At 74.2% G+C, this 16,749-nt stretch carries 15 protein-coding genes; 7 read left to right on the top strand and 8 right to left on the bottom strand.

Annotated features, from left to right (window positions below; all coding sequences use genetic code 11):
* Positions 1 to 92: 92 nt before the first annotated feature.
* From ACGFSC_RS36880 to ACGFSC_RS36870, 3 genes are read right to left on the bottom strand one after another with little or no spacing between them, the layout of a single operon-like run.
* Positions 93 to 761: an HAD family phosphatase gene (locus ACGFSC_RS36880; protein WP_359914244.1), complete on the bottom strand. Its 669-nt coding sequence runs from the start codon at positions 759 to 761 to the stop codon at positions 93 to 95.
* A gap of 21 nt (positions 762 to 782) precedes the next feature.
* Positions 783 to 3,293: an ATP-dependent helicase HrpB gene (gene hrpB / locus ACGFSC_RS36875; RefSeq protein ID WP_359914247.1), complete on the bottom strand. Its 2,511-nt coding sequence runs from the start codon at positions 3,291 to 3,293 to the stop codon at positions 783 to 785.
* A gap of 8 nt (positions 3,294 to 3,301) precedes the next feature.
* Positions 3,302 to 4,180 carry a class I SAM-dependent methyltransferase gene (locus ACGFSC_RS36870; RefSeq protein WP_359914248.1) on the bottom strand — a complete coding sequence of 293 codons (879 nt, stop codon included), beginning with the start codon at positions 4,178 to 4,180 and terminating at the stop codon, positions 3,302 to 3,304.
* Between the two features lie 413 nt (positions 4,181 to 4,593).
* Here ACGFSC_RS36870 and rpsA point away from each other — a divergent pair, with 413 nt between their 5' ends.
* Both rpsA and ACGFSC_RS36860 read left to right on the top strand, forming a co-directional pair.
* Positions 4,594 to 6,084: a 30S ribosomal protein S1 gene (rpsA, locus tag ACGFSC_RS36865; protein WP_316520647.1), complete on the top strand. Its 1,491-nt coding sequence runs from the start codon at positions 4,594 to 4,596 to the stop codon at positions 6,082 to 6,084.
* Between the two features lie 209 nt (positions 6,085 to 6,293).
* A complete protein-coding gene (locus ACGFSC_RS36860; RefSeq protein WP_359914250.1) occupies positions 6,294 to 8,654 on the top strand; it encodes an MMPL family transporter in 2,361 nt (786 codons plus the stop codon).
* Here the strand turns inward: ACGFSC_RS36860 and ACGFSC_RS36855 are convergent.
* Complete coding sequence (locus ACGFSC_RS36855; protein WP_359914253.1) at positions 8,637 to 9,068, bottom strand: MarR family transcriptional regulator; 432 nt, start codon at positions 9,066 to 9,068, stop codon at positions 8,637 to 8,639. The two genes, ACGFSC_RS36860 and ACGFSC_RS36855, sit on opposite strands and share 18 nt — an antisense overlap.
* Positions 9,069 to 9,130: 62 nt before the next feature.
* On the opposite strand from ACGFSC_RS36855, the gene ACGFSC_RS36850 reads away from it, so the two are divergent.
* A complete protein-coding gene (locus ACGFSC_RS36850) occupies positions 9,131 to 9,772 on the top strand; it encodes an MBL fold metallo-hydrolase (RefSeq protein WP_359914256.1) in 642 nt (213 codons plus the stop codon).
* Positions 9,773 to 9,891: 119 nt separating this feature from the next.
* Complete coding sequence (gene coaE / locus ACGFSC_RS36845) at positions 9,892 to 10,491, top strand: dephospho-CoA kinase (protein ID WP_359914259.1); 600 nt, start codon at positions 9,892 to 9,894, stop codon at positions 10,489 to 10,491.
* Positions 10,492 to 10,557: 66 nt separating this feature from the next.
* Here the strand turns inward: coaE and ACGFSC_RS36840 are convergent, their stop codons facing one another.
* Positions 10,558 to 11,790, bottom strand: a complete 1,233-nt coding sequence (locus ACGFSC_RS36840; RefSeq protein ID WP_359914262.1) for a sensor histidine kinase — start codon at positions 11,788 to 11,790, stop codon at positions 10,558 to 10,560.
* Between the two features lie 102 nt (positions 11,791 to 11,892).
* On the opposite strand from ACGFSC_RS36840, the gene ACGFSC_RS36835 reads away from it, so the two are divergent.
* Positions 11,893 to 12,447 carry a GNAT family N-acetyltransferase gene (locus tag ACGFSC_RS36835; protein WP_359914265.1) on the top strand — a complete coding sequence of 185 codons (555 nt, stop codon included), beginning with the start codon at positions 11,893 to 11,895 and terminating at the stop codon, positions 12,445 to 12,447.
* A 111-nt stretch (positions 12,448 to 12,558) separates the two neighbouring features.
* Here ACGFSC_RS36835 and ACGFSC_RS36830 read toward each other — a convergent pair whose 3' ends face one another.
* On the bottom strand, positions 12,559 to 13,290 hold the full coding sequence (locus ACGFSC_RS36830; RefSeq protein WP_359914268.1) for a hypothetical protein: 732 nt from the start codon (positions 13,288 to 13,290) through the stop codon (positions 12,559 to 12,561).
* Between the two features lie 79 nt (positions 13,291 to 13,369).
* Here ACGFSC_RS36830 and ACGFSC_RS36825 point away from each other — a divergent pair, with 79 nt between their 5' ends.
* Both ACGFSC_RS36825 and ACGFSC_RS36820 read left to right on the top strand, forming a co-directional pair.
* Positions 13,370 to 14,260 (top strand): LysR family transcriptional regulator, encoded by an 891-nt coding sequence (locus ACGFSC_RS36825; protein ID WP_359914273.1) that lies wholly within the window; start codon positions 13,370 to 13,372, stop codon positions 14,258 to 14,260.
* Between the two features lie 64 nt (positions 14,261 to 14,324).
* Entirely contained in the window at positions 14,325 to 14,888 is a 564-nt protein-coding gene (locus ACGFSC_RS36820; RefSeq protein ID WP_359914271.1) for a GNAT family N-acetyltransferase, read from the top strand.
* 157 nt (positions 14,889 to 15,045) lie between these two features.
* Here the strand turns inward: ACGFSC_RS36820 and ACGFSC_RS36815 are convergent, their stop codons facing one another.
* Positions 15,046 to 15,813 (bottom strand): hypothetical protein, encoded by a 768-nt coding sequence (locus ACGFSC_RS36815; protein WP_359909589.1) that lies wholly within the window; start codon positions 15,811 to 15,813, stop codon positions 15,046 to 15,048.
* Between the two features lie 467 nt (positions 15,814 to 16,280).
* Complete coding sequence (locus tag ACGFSC_RS36810; RefSeq protein WP_359909597.1) at positions 16,281 to 16,664, bottom strand: hypothetical protein; 384 nt, start codon at positions 16,662 to 16,664, stop codon at positions 16,281 to 16,283.
* Positions 16,665 to 16,749: the final 85 nt, after the last annotated feature.

The following is a 16,749-nucleotide window of genomic DNA, read 5'->3' as shown; positions in this document are numbered from 1 at the left end:
CCTCCGAAGGTGAGCGGCCTCAAGCGGACCGTACCCCGTCACTCCACTTCCGGTGCGGGAACGGCCTGACTGTCAGCCTTCTTGGCGGCAGCTCAGGGCGTGGCGGGCACTCCGAGCAGGGCCGCGATGCGGGCGGCGGTGCCGGGAGTGCCGTCGGCGAGGACGGTGGTGATGCCGAGGGCGTCGGCCGGGGGCAGGTTCCTCGGATGGTCGTCCACGAAGACGCAGGCCTCGCCGGGCAGTCCGAGCCGGTCCAAGGTGAGCTGGTAGATCGCCGGATCGGGTTTGGCCACACCCTCCCGCTCGGAGATCACCGTCACGTCGAACAACTCCCATACGCCCAGGGCCTCGTACGGGTCGTACGGGTCGAGGCCGAAGGAGTTGGACAGCAGTGCGACCTTGAGGCCGGCCCGCCGCGCCGAGCGGGCGAGTGCGATCATGTCGTCGGCCGGACGGACGCCCGACCACGCCCGGCCCATGAGGTTCTCGTGCTGCGGCACGCCGAGGATGGGAGCCACCTGCCGGTTCCACTCCGACTGGCTCAACCGGCCGGCTTCGAGTTCGGTGTACAGGCGGCCGGCTTCCGGCTCCTGGCCGAGCGTGTGCCGCCATGCCTCGGCGTCGAGGCCCTGGGTGAGGCACCATTCGCGGTGCGCCGGTCCGGCATTGGCGGTCAGTACGCCGACGAAGTCCAGGATCAGAGCCGCGAAGGGGAGTTCGGCTTCGCGGGGGCGGGTGACGGTCGGGGCGGTCAGTGCCATGGCGAATGTCGTCCTCTCCTGTCACTTCCGGGTGTTGGTGCGGCGGGTGGGTTCGGCCGTGGTCGGGTCTTCGGGCCAGGGGTGGCGGGGGTAGCGGCCCCTGAGGTCGGCGCGGACGGCGCGGTAGCCCTCGCGCCAGAAGCTCTCCAGATCACCGGTGACGGCGGCGGGGCGGCCGGCGGGGGAGAGCAGGTGGATGGTCAGCGATATGCGGCCGCCGGCCAGGGCGGGGGTCGCTGTCCAGCCGAAGAGTTCCTGCAACTTGACTGCCAGTACTGGGCGTTCGGTGGTGTAGTCGACTCGTATCTTCGAGCCGGACGGCACGGTGATGCGTTCGGGGGCGAGTTCGTCGAGGCGTCCTGCTTCGCCGCTCGCCCAGGGGAGGAGCCTCTGGAGAGCGGCCGTGGTATCGATCCTCGCCAGGTCGGAGCGGCGGCGGGCGCGGGAGAGTTCGGGCTCCAGCCATTCCTCCGCGCGTTCCAGCAGCGCCTCGTCGCTGACGTCGGGCCAGGGGTCTCCGAGGGCGGCGTGGAGGAACGCGAGGCGCTCGCGGAGGTTGGACGGGAAGCTCAACAGGGTGCTGACGCCCTCGCGGGCCAGGCCTTCGAGGAGCGCGGACCGGACGAGTGAAGGATCGGGGCGGTTGAGGGGTTTCTCCGTGAGCTCGATCGCGCCCAGTGACTCGACCCGGCGGGAGACGACCTCGCCGCGCCGGGTGTCCCAGTGGACCTCTTCACGAGCGGTCAGCAGCGCCGCGCCCGCGACCAGAGCAGTGTCCTCGTCCAGCGTCGCGGCGTGCAGCACCCGGGCGGAGTGTGACCCCGCCGGGCGGTCGGCGACCGCGACGGCGAGCCAGGGCACGGCGCCGAGCGTGGTGCCGGGGGCGAGTTCGGCGGCCGTGCCGGAGGCCATCAGGTACGGGCTGCGCTCGCCGGGGGCGGGCTTGTCGACCCGGGCGCGGGCGATGCGTTCGGGGAAGGCGAGGGCGACGACGAGGCCGGCGGCGGCGCCGTCGGAGAGCTGGGTGGCGGGCTCGGAGCCGGCGCCGCGCAGGAGGCGGCGGACCTCGTCGCGCCAGCGGCCCGCGTAGGGGTCCCGGGAGGAGCGAACAGTCCGCCAGACCGCGCCGAGGTCGTCGCCGAGCGCCCTGGGCGGTTCTTCGGAGAGCAGCGCGACCACTTCGGCGGCCCGCCGCGCACCGACCGCCGCCGCGCCGTCGACCAGGGCGCGGCCGAGCCGGGGGTGCAGCCCGGTGCGGGCGAGCCGGATGCCGCGGGCCGTGGCCCGCCCGTCCGAGGAGACGGCGCCGAGGGCCTGGAGGGTCTGTCGGGCGGCGGCCATCGCCCCGGCGGGCGGGGCGTCGGGCAGGGCGAGGCCGGTGGCGTCCGGGTCGCCCCAGCAAGCGGCCTGGAGGGCGAAGGGGGTGAGGTCGGCGAGCGCGATCTCGGGGGTGGGGAAGCGGGCGGCGAGGGCGTCCTCGGCCTCGTTCCAGCAGCGGTAGACGGTGCCGGGGGCTTCGCGGCCGGCGCGGCCGGCGCGTTGGCGGGCGGCGGCGAGGGAGGCCCGGACGGTGACCAGTCCGGCCAGGCCGCGGGCGTGGTCGGTGCGGGGTTCGCGGGCCAGTCCGGCGTCCACCACGACCCGGACGCCCGGCACGGTGAGGCTGGACTCGGCGACGGCGGTGGTGAGGACGACCCGCCGTGAGGGGGACGGCGTGAGGGCGGCGTCCTGCACGGCTTGCGGGGCGCGGCCGTGCAGTTGCAGCACCTCGGCGGTGACGCCGCCCAGCTGCCCGGCGACCCGGGCGATCTCTCCGACGCCGGGCAGGAAGCAGAGCACGTCGCCGTCGCGCTCGTTCAGGGCCCGCCGGACGGTCGAGGCGACGTGGTCGAGCAGGGCCGGGTCCACCCGGGTGCCGTGGGCGGGCCGGACGGCGCGCGGCGGCGGCGCCCAGACCACCTCGACCGGGTGGGACGTCCCGTGCGCCTCCACCACGGGCGCGCCGCCGAGCAGTTCGGCCCAGGCCTCGGTGTCGGAGGTGGCCGAGGCGCAGACCAGCCGCAGTTCGGGCCGCAGCGCCGCCCGGACGTCGAGCAGGAAGGCGAGCGCGGTGTCGGCGTCCAGGTGCCGTTCGTGGCATTCGTCGAGCACCACCACGTCCACGCCGGGCAGTTCCTGGTCGCGCTGGAGCCGTTGCAGCAGCACGCCGGTGGTGACCACCTCGACCACGGTGTCCGGGCCCGCCGTGCGCTCGCCGCGCACGGTGTGGCCGATCCGGCCGCCGACCGGTTCGCCGAGCAGCCAGGCCATCCGCCGGGCGGCCGCCCGTACCGCGAGCCGGCGGGGCTCGGCGACCAGCACCCGGCGCACCGGACCCCCCGGATCGAGCAGTCCGGCCAGGGCGAGCGGCACCAGGGTGGTCTTGCCGGTGCCGGGCGGTGCGGCGAGGACGGCGGTGCCGTGTTCGTCCAACGCGCGGTGCAGGGCGGGCAGGGCGGTGCGGACGGGCAGTTCGCGCCAGGCCGGGTTCATGGAGGGGCTCAGCCCCGCTCGGTGACGAAGATCGCCGTGCCGGGGATCAGCCGCCCGCGCAGCGGGGACCAGCCGCCCCACTCCTGTTCCAGTCCGGCCGGCCACTCGGGTTCGACCAGGTCCACCAGCCGGAAGCCGGCGGTGACGAGTTCGCGGACCCGGTCGCCGAGGGTGCGGTGGTGTTCGACGTAGGTGGCGCGGCCCTGTTCGTCCTGTTCGACGTAGGGGGTGCGGTCGAAGTAGGAGGACACCGCGGTGAGGCCCTCGACGCCGGGCTCGTCCGGGAAGGCCCAGCGGATCGGGTGGGTCACCGAGAACACCCAGCGCCCGCCGGGCCGCAGCACCCGGTGGACCTCGCGCATCAGCGCGGTGGTGTCGGCGCTGAACGGGACGGCGCCGTAGGCGGAGCAGGCGAGGTCGAAGGAGGCGTCGGCGAAGGGCAGGACGGCGGCGTCGGCCTGGACGACGGCGACGGGGTCGGTGCCGCGGCCGAGGTCGATCCGGCGGGAGTGCTGGAGCTGGCGGTAGGAGATGTCCAGGGCGACCGGCCGGGCGCCCCGGGCGGCGAGCCAGCGGGAGCACTGGGCGGCGCCGGCGCCGATCTCCAGGACGTCCCGGCCGGCCACCTCGCCGAGCAGCCGGGCGTCGGCCTCGTCCAGGCCTTCGGGGCACCAGGTGAAGCGGTCGTCGCCGAGGAACTCGCCGTGTTCGTCCTGGTACTCGTCGGCGTTGCGGTCCCACCAGTGCCGGCTAGCGCGGCTGCTCTCCCCGGTGCCGGCCTCGCGGCGGATCGCGTCGTCGCCGTCCTCCTCCTCGGCCCGCGAGGGGGAGGTGTCAAGATCGTGCAGGTCCGACTGGGGGGTGGTGGCCACGGTGACAATGCCCATCGCGTAGGGTATGGAGTGCGGAAGCGCCGCTGCCGCGAACCGGCCCGTCAGGGTCCGGATCCTGGCGGTGGCATCCGGGGACGTGGCCCCTTCGGGTGTCGCCGCAAGGCGCGCATTCGGAGGATATGGCCTGATCCGTACCGGGCTCCACCGTCTTGCCGTCCTTCGGCATTGACCGTGCCTGGCCGTCCCCGTATGCTACAAGTTGCGCTGCGGGCCTGCGCGCCTCGGACGGAGCAGGTCGCGCTCGCATCTGTCGAAGACCCCACGGTCGCAAGACGGACGCCGGTTCTCGTTGTACGGGAATCCCGGTGTGCCGTGTTCTTGGCTGTCCGGCTTTCGGTGGGAGCGATACGGGCCCTCCGCGTGGCATTACCTACGACTTTCATGTCCGTACCGGAGCCCTTTTCCTAATGACGAGCCCCACCGACTCCTCCCTCAGCACCACCCCGCAGGTCGCGGTCAACGACATCGGCGACGCGGAGGCCTTCCTCGCCGCCATCGACGAGACCATCAAGTACTTCAACGATGGCGACATCGTCGAGGGCGTCATTGTGAAGGTCGACCGTGACGAGGTTCTCCTCGACATCGGTTACAAGACCGAGGGCGTCATCCCGTCCCGCGAGCTCTCGATCAAGCACGACGTTGACCCGCACGAGGTCGTCGCCGTCGGTGACAACATCGAGGCCCTGGTTCTCCAGAAGGAGGACAAGGAGGGTCGTCTCATCCTGTCCAAGAAGCGCGCTCAGTACGAGCGTGCCTGGGGCACGATCGAGAAGATCAAGGAAGAGGACGGCATCGTCACCGGTACCGTCATCGAGGTCGTCAAGGGTGGTCTCATCCTCGACATCGGCCTCCGGGGCTTCCTCCCCGCCTCGCTGGTCGAGATGCGTCGCGTCCGCGACCTCCAGCCCTACGTGGGCAAGGAGCTCGAGGCCAAGATCATCGAGCTGGACAAGAACCGCAACAACGTGGTCCTGTCCCGCCGTGCCTGGCTGGAGCAGACCCAGAGCGAGGTCCGCCAGACCTTCCTCACCACCCTGCAGAAGGGCCAGGTGCGCTCCGGCGTCGTCTCCTCGATCGTCAACTTCGGTGCCTTCGTGGACCTGGGTGGCGTCGACGGCCTGGTGCACGTCTCCGAGCTGTCCTGGAAGCACATCGACCACCCGTCCGAGGTTGTCGAGGTCGGCCAGGAGGTCACCGTCGAGGTTCTCGACGTCGACATGGACCGCGAGCGTGTCTCCCTGTCGCTGAAGGCGACCCAGGAGGACCCGTGGCAGCAGTTCGCCCGGACCCACCAGATCGGTCAGGTCGTCCCGGGTAAGGTCACCAAGCTGGTTCCGTTCGGTGCGTTCGTCCGCGTGGACGAGGGCATCGAGGGTCTGGTCCACATCTCCGAGCTGGCCGAGCGCCACGTCGAGATCCCGGAGCAGGTCGTCCAGGTCGGCGACGAGATCTTCGTCAAGGTCATCGACATCGACCTCGAGCGTCGTCGCATCAGCCTGTCGCTGAAGCAGGCCAACGAGGCCCTGGGTGCCAACCCGGCCGAGGTCGAGTTCGACCCGACCCTGTACGGCATGGCCGCCTCGTACGACGACCAGGGCAACTACATCTACCCGGAGGGCTTCGACCCCGAGGCGAACGACTGGCTGCCCGGCTTCGAGAAGCAGCGCGAGGAGTGGGAGCGCCAGTACGCCGAGGCGCAGACCCGCTTCGAGCAGCACCAGGCCCAGGTCATCAAGAGCCGCGAGGCCGATGCCCAGGCCGCCGAGGAGGGTGGCGACGCCGTCGCCGCTGCCGCCGGTGGTTCCTACTCGTCCAGCAGCGACGAGGGCTCGGGCGCCCTGGCCTCCGACGAGGCCCTGGCCGCTCTGCGCGAGAAGCTGGCCGGTGGCCAGAGCTGAGGCTCTCGCTTCCCGCTAGCCGATAGCTAGACGGTGGGCCCCACCCGGATTTCCGGGTGGGGCCCATTTCGTTTTTCGCCATGACTTATCACGCTTTGACTTATGTGTGTTTTATGTGAAGGAAAGTGTGAGATGAGGCTCATTGCCCATCTATAGGCCGGAGTTCGGGTTGCACCTAGATTGAGGGGAGCTGCCCGAAAGGCTCCTTCATGCGAAACCCCTTTTTCGCCACCCCCGCCTCCGCCTCTGCCTCCGCCCCCACCGCCGTGGTCGGCGGCCGGCTCGCGGCCCTCGGCCGGTTCTGCTTCCGCCACCGTCGCTGGGTGCTCGGCCTGTGGGCCGTCGTCCTGGTGGTCGGGGTCCTGATCGGGGGACGCGTCTTCGAGGGCTCGGTGGCCGGAGCCTCCTCCGCCAGCGCCGAGGCCGACCGGGGCAGTGCGGTGGTCGCCGCGGCCGACCAGGCCAAGGGCACCGTGACCGCCGTGGTGGACGGCAGGCCGGTGGACGATCCGGCGGTGAAGGCCGCCGTCGAGAAGGCCACCGCCGAGATCGCCGCCCTGCCCGGGGTCTCCTCCGCGCTCGACGCGTACGGCTCCGGCCCGGCCCCCGCCGCGCTGCGCTCCGCCGACGGGACGGCGAGCCTGGTCACCGTGCGGATGGCCGACACCGCGAGCACCGCCCAGACCGACGCCGTCACCGAGCGGCTCGGCGCGCTGAACGGGGCGGGCGGTGCCCACGTCACGGTCGGCGGGGACCTGGTGCTCCAGCAGGAGGTCAAGCAGCAGACCGAGAAGGACACCCGGTTCGGCGAGATGGTGACGCTGCCGCTCACGCTGATCGTCATGGTGCTGGTCTTCGGCGGGCTGGCGGCGGCCTCGCTGCCGGTGATCGGGGCGGTCGCCTCGGTGGGCGGCGCGCTGCTGGCCATGTTCGGTTTCAGCCGGATCATGGACATCGACACCAGCGTGCTGCCGATCGCCACGGTGCTGGGGCTCGGGCTCTCGATCGACTACGCGCTGCTCATGGTGAATCGTTTCCGCGAGGAACGCGGCCACGGCGCGGACATCGCCGCCGCCGTCGAACGGACCGCGGCGACCGCCGGACGCACCGTGGCCTTCTCCGGGCTGACCGTCGCCGTCGCGCTCTCCGGACTCTTCGTCTTCACCAGCCCGGTGCTCGGCGCGGTGGCGGCCGCCGGGGTGAGCGTGGTGGTGATCGCCGTCGCCGCCGCGCTGACCCTGATCCCCGCACTGCTCGGCTTCGCCGGCGCGCGGATCAAGACACCCGCCGCGCCCGTGGCGGACGAGGGGTTCTTCAGCCGGACCGTGCGCCGGGTGCGCAAGCGGGCGGTGGCGGTCACCCTCGCCTCGGTGGCGCTGCTGATGGCGGCCGGCGCGCCGTTCCTCCACGCCGACATGCGCAGCTCCGGCGCCGCGGTGCTGCCCGCCTCCTCGGCCGGGCGGCAGGTCGCCGAGGCGATCGACCAGCGTTTCCCGCAGGCCTCGGCCGCGCCGATCACCGTGGTGGTCGAGGGCGGGGCGTCGGTGGCGCAGGCGTACGCGGACGACGTGGTCGCCAAGCTGCCCGGGGTGAGCGGGGTGCGGGCGGTGTCGCCGGTGGGCGACGCGGTCTCCACGATCGACGTGCTGGTGCACGGGGACCCGCAGGGCGGGCAGGCCAAGCAGGTGGTGGAGGAGCTGCGGGCCGACCGCGGCGGGCTGACCACCTACGTCACCGGCGGCGCGGCCTCGGTGGTGGACTTCCAGGACGAGCTGCTCTCGCGCGGACCGTGGGCGCTCGGGCTGGTCGCGGTCGGCACCCTGGTGCTGCTCTTCCTGATGACCGGCTCGGTGGTGATGCCGGTCAAGGCGCTGCTGATGAACCTGCTCTCGCTGGGCGCCTCGCTCGGCGCGCTCACCCTGGTGTTCCAGGACGGCTGGTTCAGCGGGCTGCTCGGGTTCAGCCCGACCGGCGGGCTGGAGACCTTCATCCCGGTCCTGGTCTTCGCCTTCGCCTTCGGGCTGTCGATGGACTACGAGGTGTTCCTGCTCGCCCGGATCAGGGAGCTGACCCTGCGCGGGCACGACTGCGTCCGGGCGGTGGAGCTGGGCGTGCAGCGCAGCGGTCGGATCATCACCTCGGCCGCGTTGTTGATGGTGATCGTCTTCGCCGGGTTCGCGCTCGGGGACATGCTGATGGTCAAGCAGATGGGCATCGCGCTGGCCGTCGCCGTCGCGGTGGACGCCACCCTGGTGCGCTGCCTGCTGGTGCCCGCCGCGATGAGCCTGTTCGGCGAGTTCAACTGGTGGGCGCCCGGCCCGCTGCGGCGACTGCACCGGCGGTTCGGGCTGAGCGAGCACGTCGACCTGCCGGAGATCGAGCCGGCGGTGCTCCCGGTGCCGCGCGCCGGGACCGGGTCGGAGAGCGTCGGGGTCGAGGCCGTCGGGGTCGAGGCCGTCGGGGTCGGGGTCGGGTCCGAGAGTGCCGGATCCGCGGTTGTCGGGTCCGGGGGCGGCGCGGCCGGGGGCGGTGTGCCCAAGGGCCTGGTGGGTTCAGCCCAGCCGGCGTAGCAGGTCGACCGCCGAGCGGAGCCGGTCCTGTTCGGCGGGGTCGAGGCGGGACTCGATGGCGGTGGCGATCCGGTGTTCGCGGCGCGCGCGCTGGTCGAGCAGCGCGTCGCGGCCGGCCTCGGTGGCGGCGACCAGCAGTTTGCGGCCGTCGGTGGGGTGGGGCTGCTGGGTGACCAGTCCGGCGTCGGTCATCAGCGCGACGGTGCGGGCCATCGACTGGTGGCGGACCCGCTGGAGCGCGGCGAGTTCGGCGACGGTGCAGGAGAGCTCGTCGCGGACCAGCAGGCCGAGGACGGCGGCCTGGTTCTGCGGCAGCTCGTCGTCGGTGCGCAGGGAGCGGACCAGGGTGCCGAGGGCGGCGCGCAGGTCGGCGGCGAGTTCCAGGGTGTCCGGGTGCGGGGCTTCGCTGGGCATGGGAGAAGTCTATCGGCAATTCATACAGCAAGGCTGTACAGCATTGCTGTATGGTTTTTGCCATGCGAATCACCAAGTTCGGACACGCCTGCGTACGCGTCGAGCACGGCGGCACCACCGTCGTCGTCGATCCGGGATCGTTCACCGACCCCGCCGCACTGGCCGGGGCGGACGCCGTCCTGATCACCCACGAGCACATGGACCACTTCGAGGAGTCCCGGCTGCGCGCCGCGCTGGAGGCCGACCCGGCCCTGCGGGTGTGGACCAACCGGGCCGTCGCCGCCCAGCTGGACGGCGTGGCGCAGCGGATCGAGGCGGTCGGTGAGGGCGACGCCTTCGAGATCGGCGGGCTGGGCGTCTCGGTGCACGGCGAGTGGCACGCGCAGATCCACCCGGACATCCCGCGGGTGCAGAACATCGGCTTCCTCTTCGACGGGCGGCTGTTCCACCCCGGTGACGCGTTCACCGTGCCGCCGCACGCCGTGGACACCCTGCTGCTGCCGCTCGCGGCGCCCTGGAGCAAGGCCTCCGAGGTGATCGACTACGTCCGGGAGGCCGGGCCGCGCCAGGCGGTGCCGGTGCACGAGGCGGTGCTCAGCCCGATCGGGTTCGCGGTGCAGACCCGGCTGGTCGGGCCGCAGGGGCCGGGCACGGGCGCGGAGCTGACGGTGCTGGGGGAGGGCGAGAGCCTGGAGCTGGGCTGACGGCGTTGCCCGCCGGCGGCCCGTGCCGACGGTGCTCCTCGCGGGCGGCCCGTGCCGACGGTGCTCCTCGCGGGCGGCCCGTACTGACGGGCCCGGTGCCGCGCCGGTAGCCTGACGCCATGCTGAAGATCGGACTGACGGGTGGCATCGGCGCGGGCAAGAGCGAGGTGTCCCGGCTGTTCGCCGCGCGCGGCGCGGTGATCGTGGACTCGGACGTGATCGCCCGCGAGGTGGTCGCCCCCGGAACGGACGGTCTGGCGGCCGTGGTCGCCGAGTTCGGACCGCAGGTGCTGCGGGAGGACGGCGCGCTGGACCGTCCGGCGCTCGGGGCGGTCGTGTTCGCCGACCCGGAGCGGCTGAAGGCGCTGAACGCGATCGTCCACCCGCTGGTGCGGGCCCGCTCCGCCGAGCTGGAGGCGGCGGCCGCGCCGGACGCGGCCGTGGTGCACGACGTGCCGCTGCTGGCCGAGAACGGCCTGGCGCCGCTGTACGACCTGGTCGTGGTGGTGGACGCGGCCGACGAGGTACGGCTGGACCGGCTGGTGCGGTTGCGCGGGATGGCCGAGGAGGAGGCCCGGGCCCGGATGGCCGCGCAGGCCTCGCGGGAGGACCGGCTGGCGATAGCGGACCTGGTGATCGACAACAGCGGCGGCCTGGCGGAGCTGGAGGCACGGGTGGACGAGGTCTGGGCGGAGCTGGCGCGGCGCGCGACGGTCTGACGCCGGGCCGGGACCGGGCAGGCCCGGCCCGGGCGGCGCCCCTCCGTTCAGGCGGCGCCTCTTCGTTCAGGCGGCGCCGAGCGGCAGCCGGGCCCGGACGGCGAAGCCGCCCTCGGGCGTCGGCCCGGCGTGCAGGGTGCCGCCGAGGTCGCCGGCCCGGGTGCGCATGCCGCGCAGGCCGTGGCCGCCGGAGGGCAGTTCCGGGTGATCGGCCCGCCCGCCGCTGGCTTCGGCGTCCCCGTCGGCGGCGGGGGAGTTGACCACCGTCAGGCGCAGCCCGTCCGGTGCGACCTCGACGGTGACGGCCACCTCGGCGGCCGGGGCGTGCTTGTGCGCGTTGGTCAGCGCCTCCTGGACGATCCGGTAGGCCGCGTACTGCACGGCGGGCACCGGGTCGGGCAGCCCCTCGTCCGGTCCGCTGACGGTCAGCCCGACCGCCAGTCCGGCCAGCCGGGACTCCTCGACCAGGGCGGGCAGCCCGCGCAGCGAGGGCGCCTGTCCGGCGGGGGTGGTCAGCACGCCCAGCAGGCCGCGCAGTTCGGTGAGCGCCTGGAGGCCGAGGGCGCGGATCAGGCCGAGGGTCTCCCGGACGGCGGCCGGGTCCTCGGCCCGGGCGACCTGCCCGGCGCCCGCGTGCAGGGTGATCAGCGAGACCCGGTTGGACACCACGTCGTGCATCTCCCGCGCGAGCCGGGCGCGTTCGGCGGCCACCGCGCGCTCCTCGGCGTGCCGGCGGGCCTCCTCCAGCAGCCGGTTGCGCTCGCCGAGCAGCCGGTTGCGTTCGGCCAGCACGGCGACGGTGCGGGCGCGCTGGTGGGAGGTCAGCCCGAGGGCGAGCGGCACGGCGCAGAAGACCAGCGGGTCCTCGATCAGGTTGGCGAGCTCGGACGGGGCGTCGACGTCCCCGAGGTCGAACGGGACGAGCAGCCGCAGCCCGGCCAGTGCCGCCAGGACGTACACCGGCGCGGTCCGGCCGCGCCGCGCGGCCAGCCCGTAGAGGGCGACGGCCAGCGGGAGTTGGCCGCTCAGCAGGGTGACCGCGGTGACCGCGGCCGGGTGCCGGCCCCGCAGGGCCAGGGCGAGCGCGCCGAGCGCCATCAGGCCCGCGTTGGTCCCCGGCGAGGCGGTCGGGCCGACGTCCGGGTCGTTGGCGGCGAGCGGGACGAGGACCAGCAGCACCAGGGCGGTCGGCGCGAGGGCGCGGACCGGGCGGGGCAGGTGCAGCGGCGGGCCGGGCAGCGGTGCGGCGAGGTCGGCGGCCGACTGGTCGGCGGACGCCTGGTCGGTGGGCTGCTGCATGAGGGGCATGCTGCCACAGCGGCGCGGCACCGGGACGGCCGTCGGACCGAGTGGCTGGGAAGGGACTGGTTAAAGGCCCTGGCAGGAGGAGAGCATGGCGGGATGGATGATCGTTTCTCGCCCGGGCCGCACCCCGCCGGGCCGCCGGTGGTCGAACGGCTCGCGCAGTACGGCCGCGCCGAGCAGGAGGAGATCCTCGGCCCCGGGGAGGACCCGTACGGCGTCGCCCACACCGGGCTGACCTTCCTGCCCAAGGAGATCCACTTCGGTGTCCGGGCCGCCGACGGCCGACTGGTCGCCCACACCGGGCTGCTGCCGCTGCCGCTCACCGTGGGCGGCACCGACCTGACCGCCATGGGGGTCGGCGGGGTCTGCGTCGCGCCCGACCGGCGCCACAGCGGCCTCGCGCGGGCCGTGGTCGGGGCCGCCATCGACCACGCGCGCACGCTCGGCCACCGGTACGCGCTGCTGTTCTGCCGACCGCCGCTGGCCGCGTTCTACCGGGGGCTCGGGTTCCGGGAGGTGGCGGAGGGGGTGACGGTGGAGCAGCCGGAGGGCCGGCTGGCGGAGATGCCGCTGCGCACCATGTGGGCGCCGCTGGTGCCGGGGGCCGGATGGCCGGAGGGGCCGGTGCGGCTGCGGTCGCTGCCGATGTGAGGCGGGCTCGGGGCGCCCCGGCCGGGACCGCCGCCGGTGCGGCGCCGGGCCGGGCGCTCGTCGCCGCCCCGTGGGGTCCGGCCGGGTGGTCGACACCGCCGAGGCGTCGGGTCAGGCGCTCGTCGCCGCCGCCGTGGAGTCCGCGTGCGCCACGGCGGCGCGGGCCAGGGCGCGGACCATGGGGTGTGCCCGGGTGCCGTCGCCGGACAGCTCGGGCTGGAACAGCGAGGCCAGGAAGAACGGGTGTCCGGGCAGCTCCAGGACCCGCACCTCGCCCGAGGCGTCCGCGCCGCTGAACCGCAGGCCGTGCGTGGTCAGCCGGTCCAGGTAGGCGGAGTTGAGGCCGTACGCGCAGTGGTAGCGCTCCTGGGTGCGGGTGGCGCCGAGGACCCGCTCGGCGAGGCTCCCGGGGGTGATCGCGACGGCCCCCTCGTGGCCGACCAGTGAGCAGGCCAGCGGGGCGATCACCTGCTGCTCCGCCTCCGGGTGCTCCTCGCCGTGGACGGCCCCGGCGAGGCCGCAGACGTTCCGGGCGTACTCCAGCACCGCGTGCTGGAACCCGGCGCAGGTGCCCAGGAAGGGGATGCCGCGTTCGCGGGCGGTCCGGACGGCGGCCAGCGCGCCCGCCTCGCTGCGGTAGGGGCTGCCGGGCAGCAGCCAGACCGCGTCGAAGCCGTCCAGGGCGCCGGGTGCGGCGGCGTCCCCGGTCGGGATCCAGTAGGCGTCCAGGACGAGGTGGTCGTGCTCGGCGAGGGCGGCCAGCAGGCCCGGGATCCGGGCGTGCGAGCGGACGGCGGGGGAGCGGTCGCCGACCAGGGCGATCCGCGGGGTCAGGTAGGTCATGCGGCTATCCTGACCCCGCACCCGAGATCAGCGCCAACGATGATTCCTTAAGTATCGATCAGATCGGTTGATGACCGCCGTGGACCCGCAGCAGCTGCGCACCTTCGTCACCGTCGCCCGCCTGGCCTCCTTCTCGGAGGCGGCGCGGGAGCTCGGCTACACCCAGTCCGCGGTCTCCCAGCAGATCGCCGCGCTGGAGGCGGACCTCGGCACGACACTGCTGTCCCGCCGGCCGGTCGGCCCGACCGCGGCCGGGCGGCGGCTGCTGGAGCACGCCGCACCGCTGCTGGTCCGGCTGGAGGCGGCGCGCGCCGACGTCGCGCGCCTGGCCGGAGCCCCGAGCGCCCGGCTGGTGCTCGGGGCCACTCCGCTGGCGGTCGGGGCGACCCTGGGGCGTGCGCTCGGCGAGGTGCGCCGGGCCCATCCGCTGACGGAGCCGGTGGTCCGGGTCCTCGCCCAGGACGTGCTGCCCGCCGAGGTCGCCACCGGCGAGGTCGACCTCGCCCTGATCGACGGGCTGGCCGCGCCCAGCGACCCGCTGCCGCTGCCCGACGTCGGCCCGCTGCGCACCGTCGCGGTGGCCGAGCGGCCGGTCGCCGTCGCGCTGCCCGTCGGCCACCCGCTGGCCGGCCGCGGCGGCCTCGCGCTCGCCGACCTCTCCGCCGCCCGCTGGCTGGACGCCCCCGACCTCACCCCGACGGCGGCCCGGCTGCGCGCGGCCACCGGCGTCGACGGCTTCCGGCCCGCCATCCGCTACCAGGGCACCGACGTGCACGGACTGCTCGCGCTGGTGGCGGCCGGGCACGGGCTCACCCTGCTGCCCGAACCGGTGCTCGCGGCGGCACCCGGGGTCGGGTACGCGCCGATCGCCGCGCCCCGGCTGGTGCACCGCACCGAGCTCGTCCACGGCAGCCTGCCGGAGGGGCCGGCGGCCCTGCTGGCGCGGCTGCTGGCGCGGTCCCGGGCCTGAGCGGCCCGTCGGAGGCGCCGAATTCGGTTGCGCGGGCCGCCGGTGCCGATGACATCATCACGCGATGAATACCAGTACGACGATCATCAGACGAGTGCGGACCGACGAGTGGCAGCAGCTCAGGGACACCCGCCTGGACGCGCTGCTGGACCCGGTCGCGGCCGTGGCCTTCCTGGAGACCCACGAGCAGGCCGCCGCCAAGCCGGACGAGTTCTGGCAGGACCGCACGACCCGGGCGGCGACGGACCCGCACGTGGCGCAGTTCATCGCGCAGGCCGAGGACGGGACCTGGCTCGGCTCCATGACCGGAGTGGTCGAGCGGTCCGGCGGGGACGGGGCCCTGGAGGGCGACGTCGTCGAGGTCGACCAGGTGCACGTGGTCGGCGTCTACGTCCGGCCGCGGGCGCGCGGCACCGGGCTGGCGCTCGACCTGATCCGGACCGTCCAGGAGTGGGCGTGGTCGCTCACCGAGCCCCGGATCGAGCGGGTGCGGCTGTTCGTCCACGAGGACAACCCCCGCGCCGAGGCGATGTACCTCAAGGCCGGCTTCGAGCCGTCCGGGGTGGCGCTGCCGGTGCCCGGCGGCGGGACCGGCCGGGAGGTCGAACTGGCGGTCCTGCGGGGCTGACCGGCCGCCCGGCCCGCGGGCCGGGCCCGGGGGCGGACCCGAAGGAGCCGCCCGGCCCGTCCGGTCCCCTGTTCCGGACGGGCCGGGCGGCCGTCTGCGGGGCGCCGCGGGCGCCGGCGGTGCCGGCCGTCCGCGGCGTGTCGGGGCCCGTCGGGCGTCAGTGCCCGTCGCAGCCCGGGAGGGCCTCGCACATCGGCGCGGTCATGCCGGTGCCGACGTACTTGTCCTCGGGGGCCTTCCAGGCGTCCTTGGGCTGGGCGCCGGCCTTGGTGGTGGCCCAGACCGCCAGCTCGCTGACCGCACCGCCGTCGCTGACCACGTACTCGTGCAGGGTGACGGTGCTGCCGTCGGCCTGCGGGACCGTCAGGACGGCGGCGAAGTAGGGCGCGTCCGGGGCGCTGTCGACCTTCACGGTGGCGCCGGGCGCGGTCTTGGCGCAGGACTTGAGCGCCTCCGTCAGACGGCCCTCGGCCAGGTTGGTGCTCTGCTTGGTGCCGCTGCTGCGGGTCGGGTCGCCGTGGAACAGCAGGGTCTGCTCGGCCGTCCAGCGGTCCCCGCCGAAGCCGACCGAGGCCCGGGCGGAGGCGGTGCCGGTGAACAGCGGCTCGTCGTCCTTCGCGACCGCGGCGCGGCACAGCTCCATGCCCTTGAACTGGACCTGGCCGGAGAGCTGCTTGGCGTTGGCCGCCAGCGGCGTGTAGTGGTAACTCTCGTCCATCGGGATGCTCTTGGTGTCCATCCAGGCCTTGTCCGGGATGCCCTTGTCGGACCCGCTGGGCTTGTTGGGGTTGACACTGGGCCCGGTGGTGGCGGCGGGGAGGGCGGGGTTGGCGTCCTGGCTGCCGTTGTCCGGCCCGCAGGCGCTGAGGGCGCCCAGGCAGACGAGGGCTGCGGCGGTGGCGGTGACGACTCTGGTGGTGCGCAACTGACGGTTCCTCGGATGTCCGGTGGCGTGGGCGGGGGTCGGGCGCGCACCGGCCGTGGGCCGCTGGTGCGCGGCGCCGTCCGTCCGTCCCCGCCGCCCGGTCGACCCGTGGTCGCGGGCTTGCGGCATGGCAGCTCCTCCCCTGTGCATGCGGCCGCCTGGCCCCTCGCCCCGCTGTCCGCCCCGTGACTGATGGCCGGTCAGGGTCGATGGTGTGTCGACGGCGGTCGAAACCTATGCCACCGGACCGCCGGTCGCAAAGCCGGGTTCCGGCCGGAGGCCCGGATTCCCTTTGGGACTGGTGGGGCTCATGGGGTGAATGTGACCGGGCCCGGAGGGGTGCGGCGGGCGGGGCGCGGAGGGTCCCAGGGGTGCGCGACCGCCTCCGCGCGCGGGTCGGGGCGGCGCATCCGGGCAGGTGGGGGCGGGTGCGCGGCGCCGTGCGACGGATCCGCGGGCGGCCCCGGTCAGGCGACCCGGCCGCCGATCCCGGAGCGGCCCGCCGGGACGCCGTCGAGGGTGACCACGGTCTGCCGTCCGACGGCCTCGCCGAGCGCGCCGGTGATCGCCGCGGTGGCCGCCGCGACCAGACGGGCGGGCGCGTCGGGCACCTGCGGCAGGTGGTAGGCCGACTCCCGCAGGCTCAGCAGGACCACCGGCGCGACCTCCTCGGTCGGCAGTCCGCCGATGCCCCGGCGGCGCTGGGGGACCCCGATCAGCTCGACCGCGACCAGGGGGCGGACCCGTTCGCCGAAGACGGAGGTGACGGCCTCGGTGAGGCCGGCGATGAGGGCCCGCTCGACCTCGGGGTCGAGGGATTCCTCGCGGATGTGCAGGCTCAGGTGCGGCATGGTGGAGCTCCGTTCGGCTCGGTTCGTACCATGGACTGACGGGTTCGCTTTGCACATAAAACAGCTTTGATGTCAAAGGTAACTG

The organism is Kitasatospora sp. NPDC048715 (assembly GCF_043198905.1).
In the GTDB taxonomy this organism is placed as follows: domain Bacteria; phylum Actinomycetota; class Actinomycetes; order Streptomycetales; family Streptomycetaceae; genus Kitasatospora; species Kitasatospora lactacystinica.
This window is presented reverse-complemented; position numbering and strand designations above follow the sequence as displayed.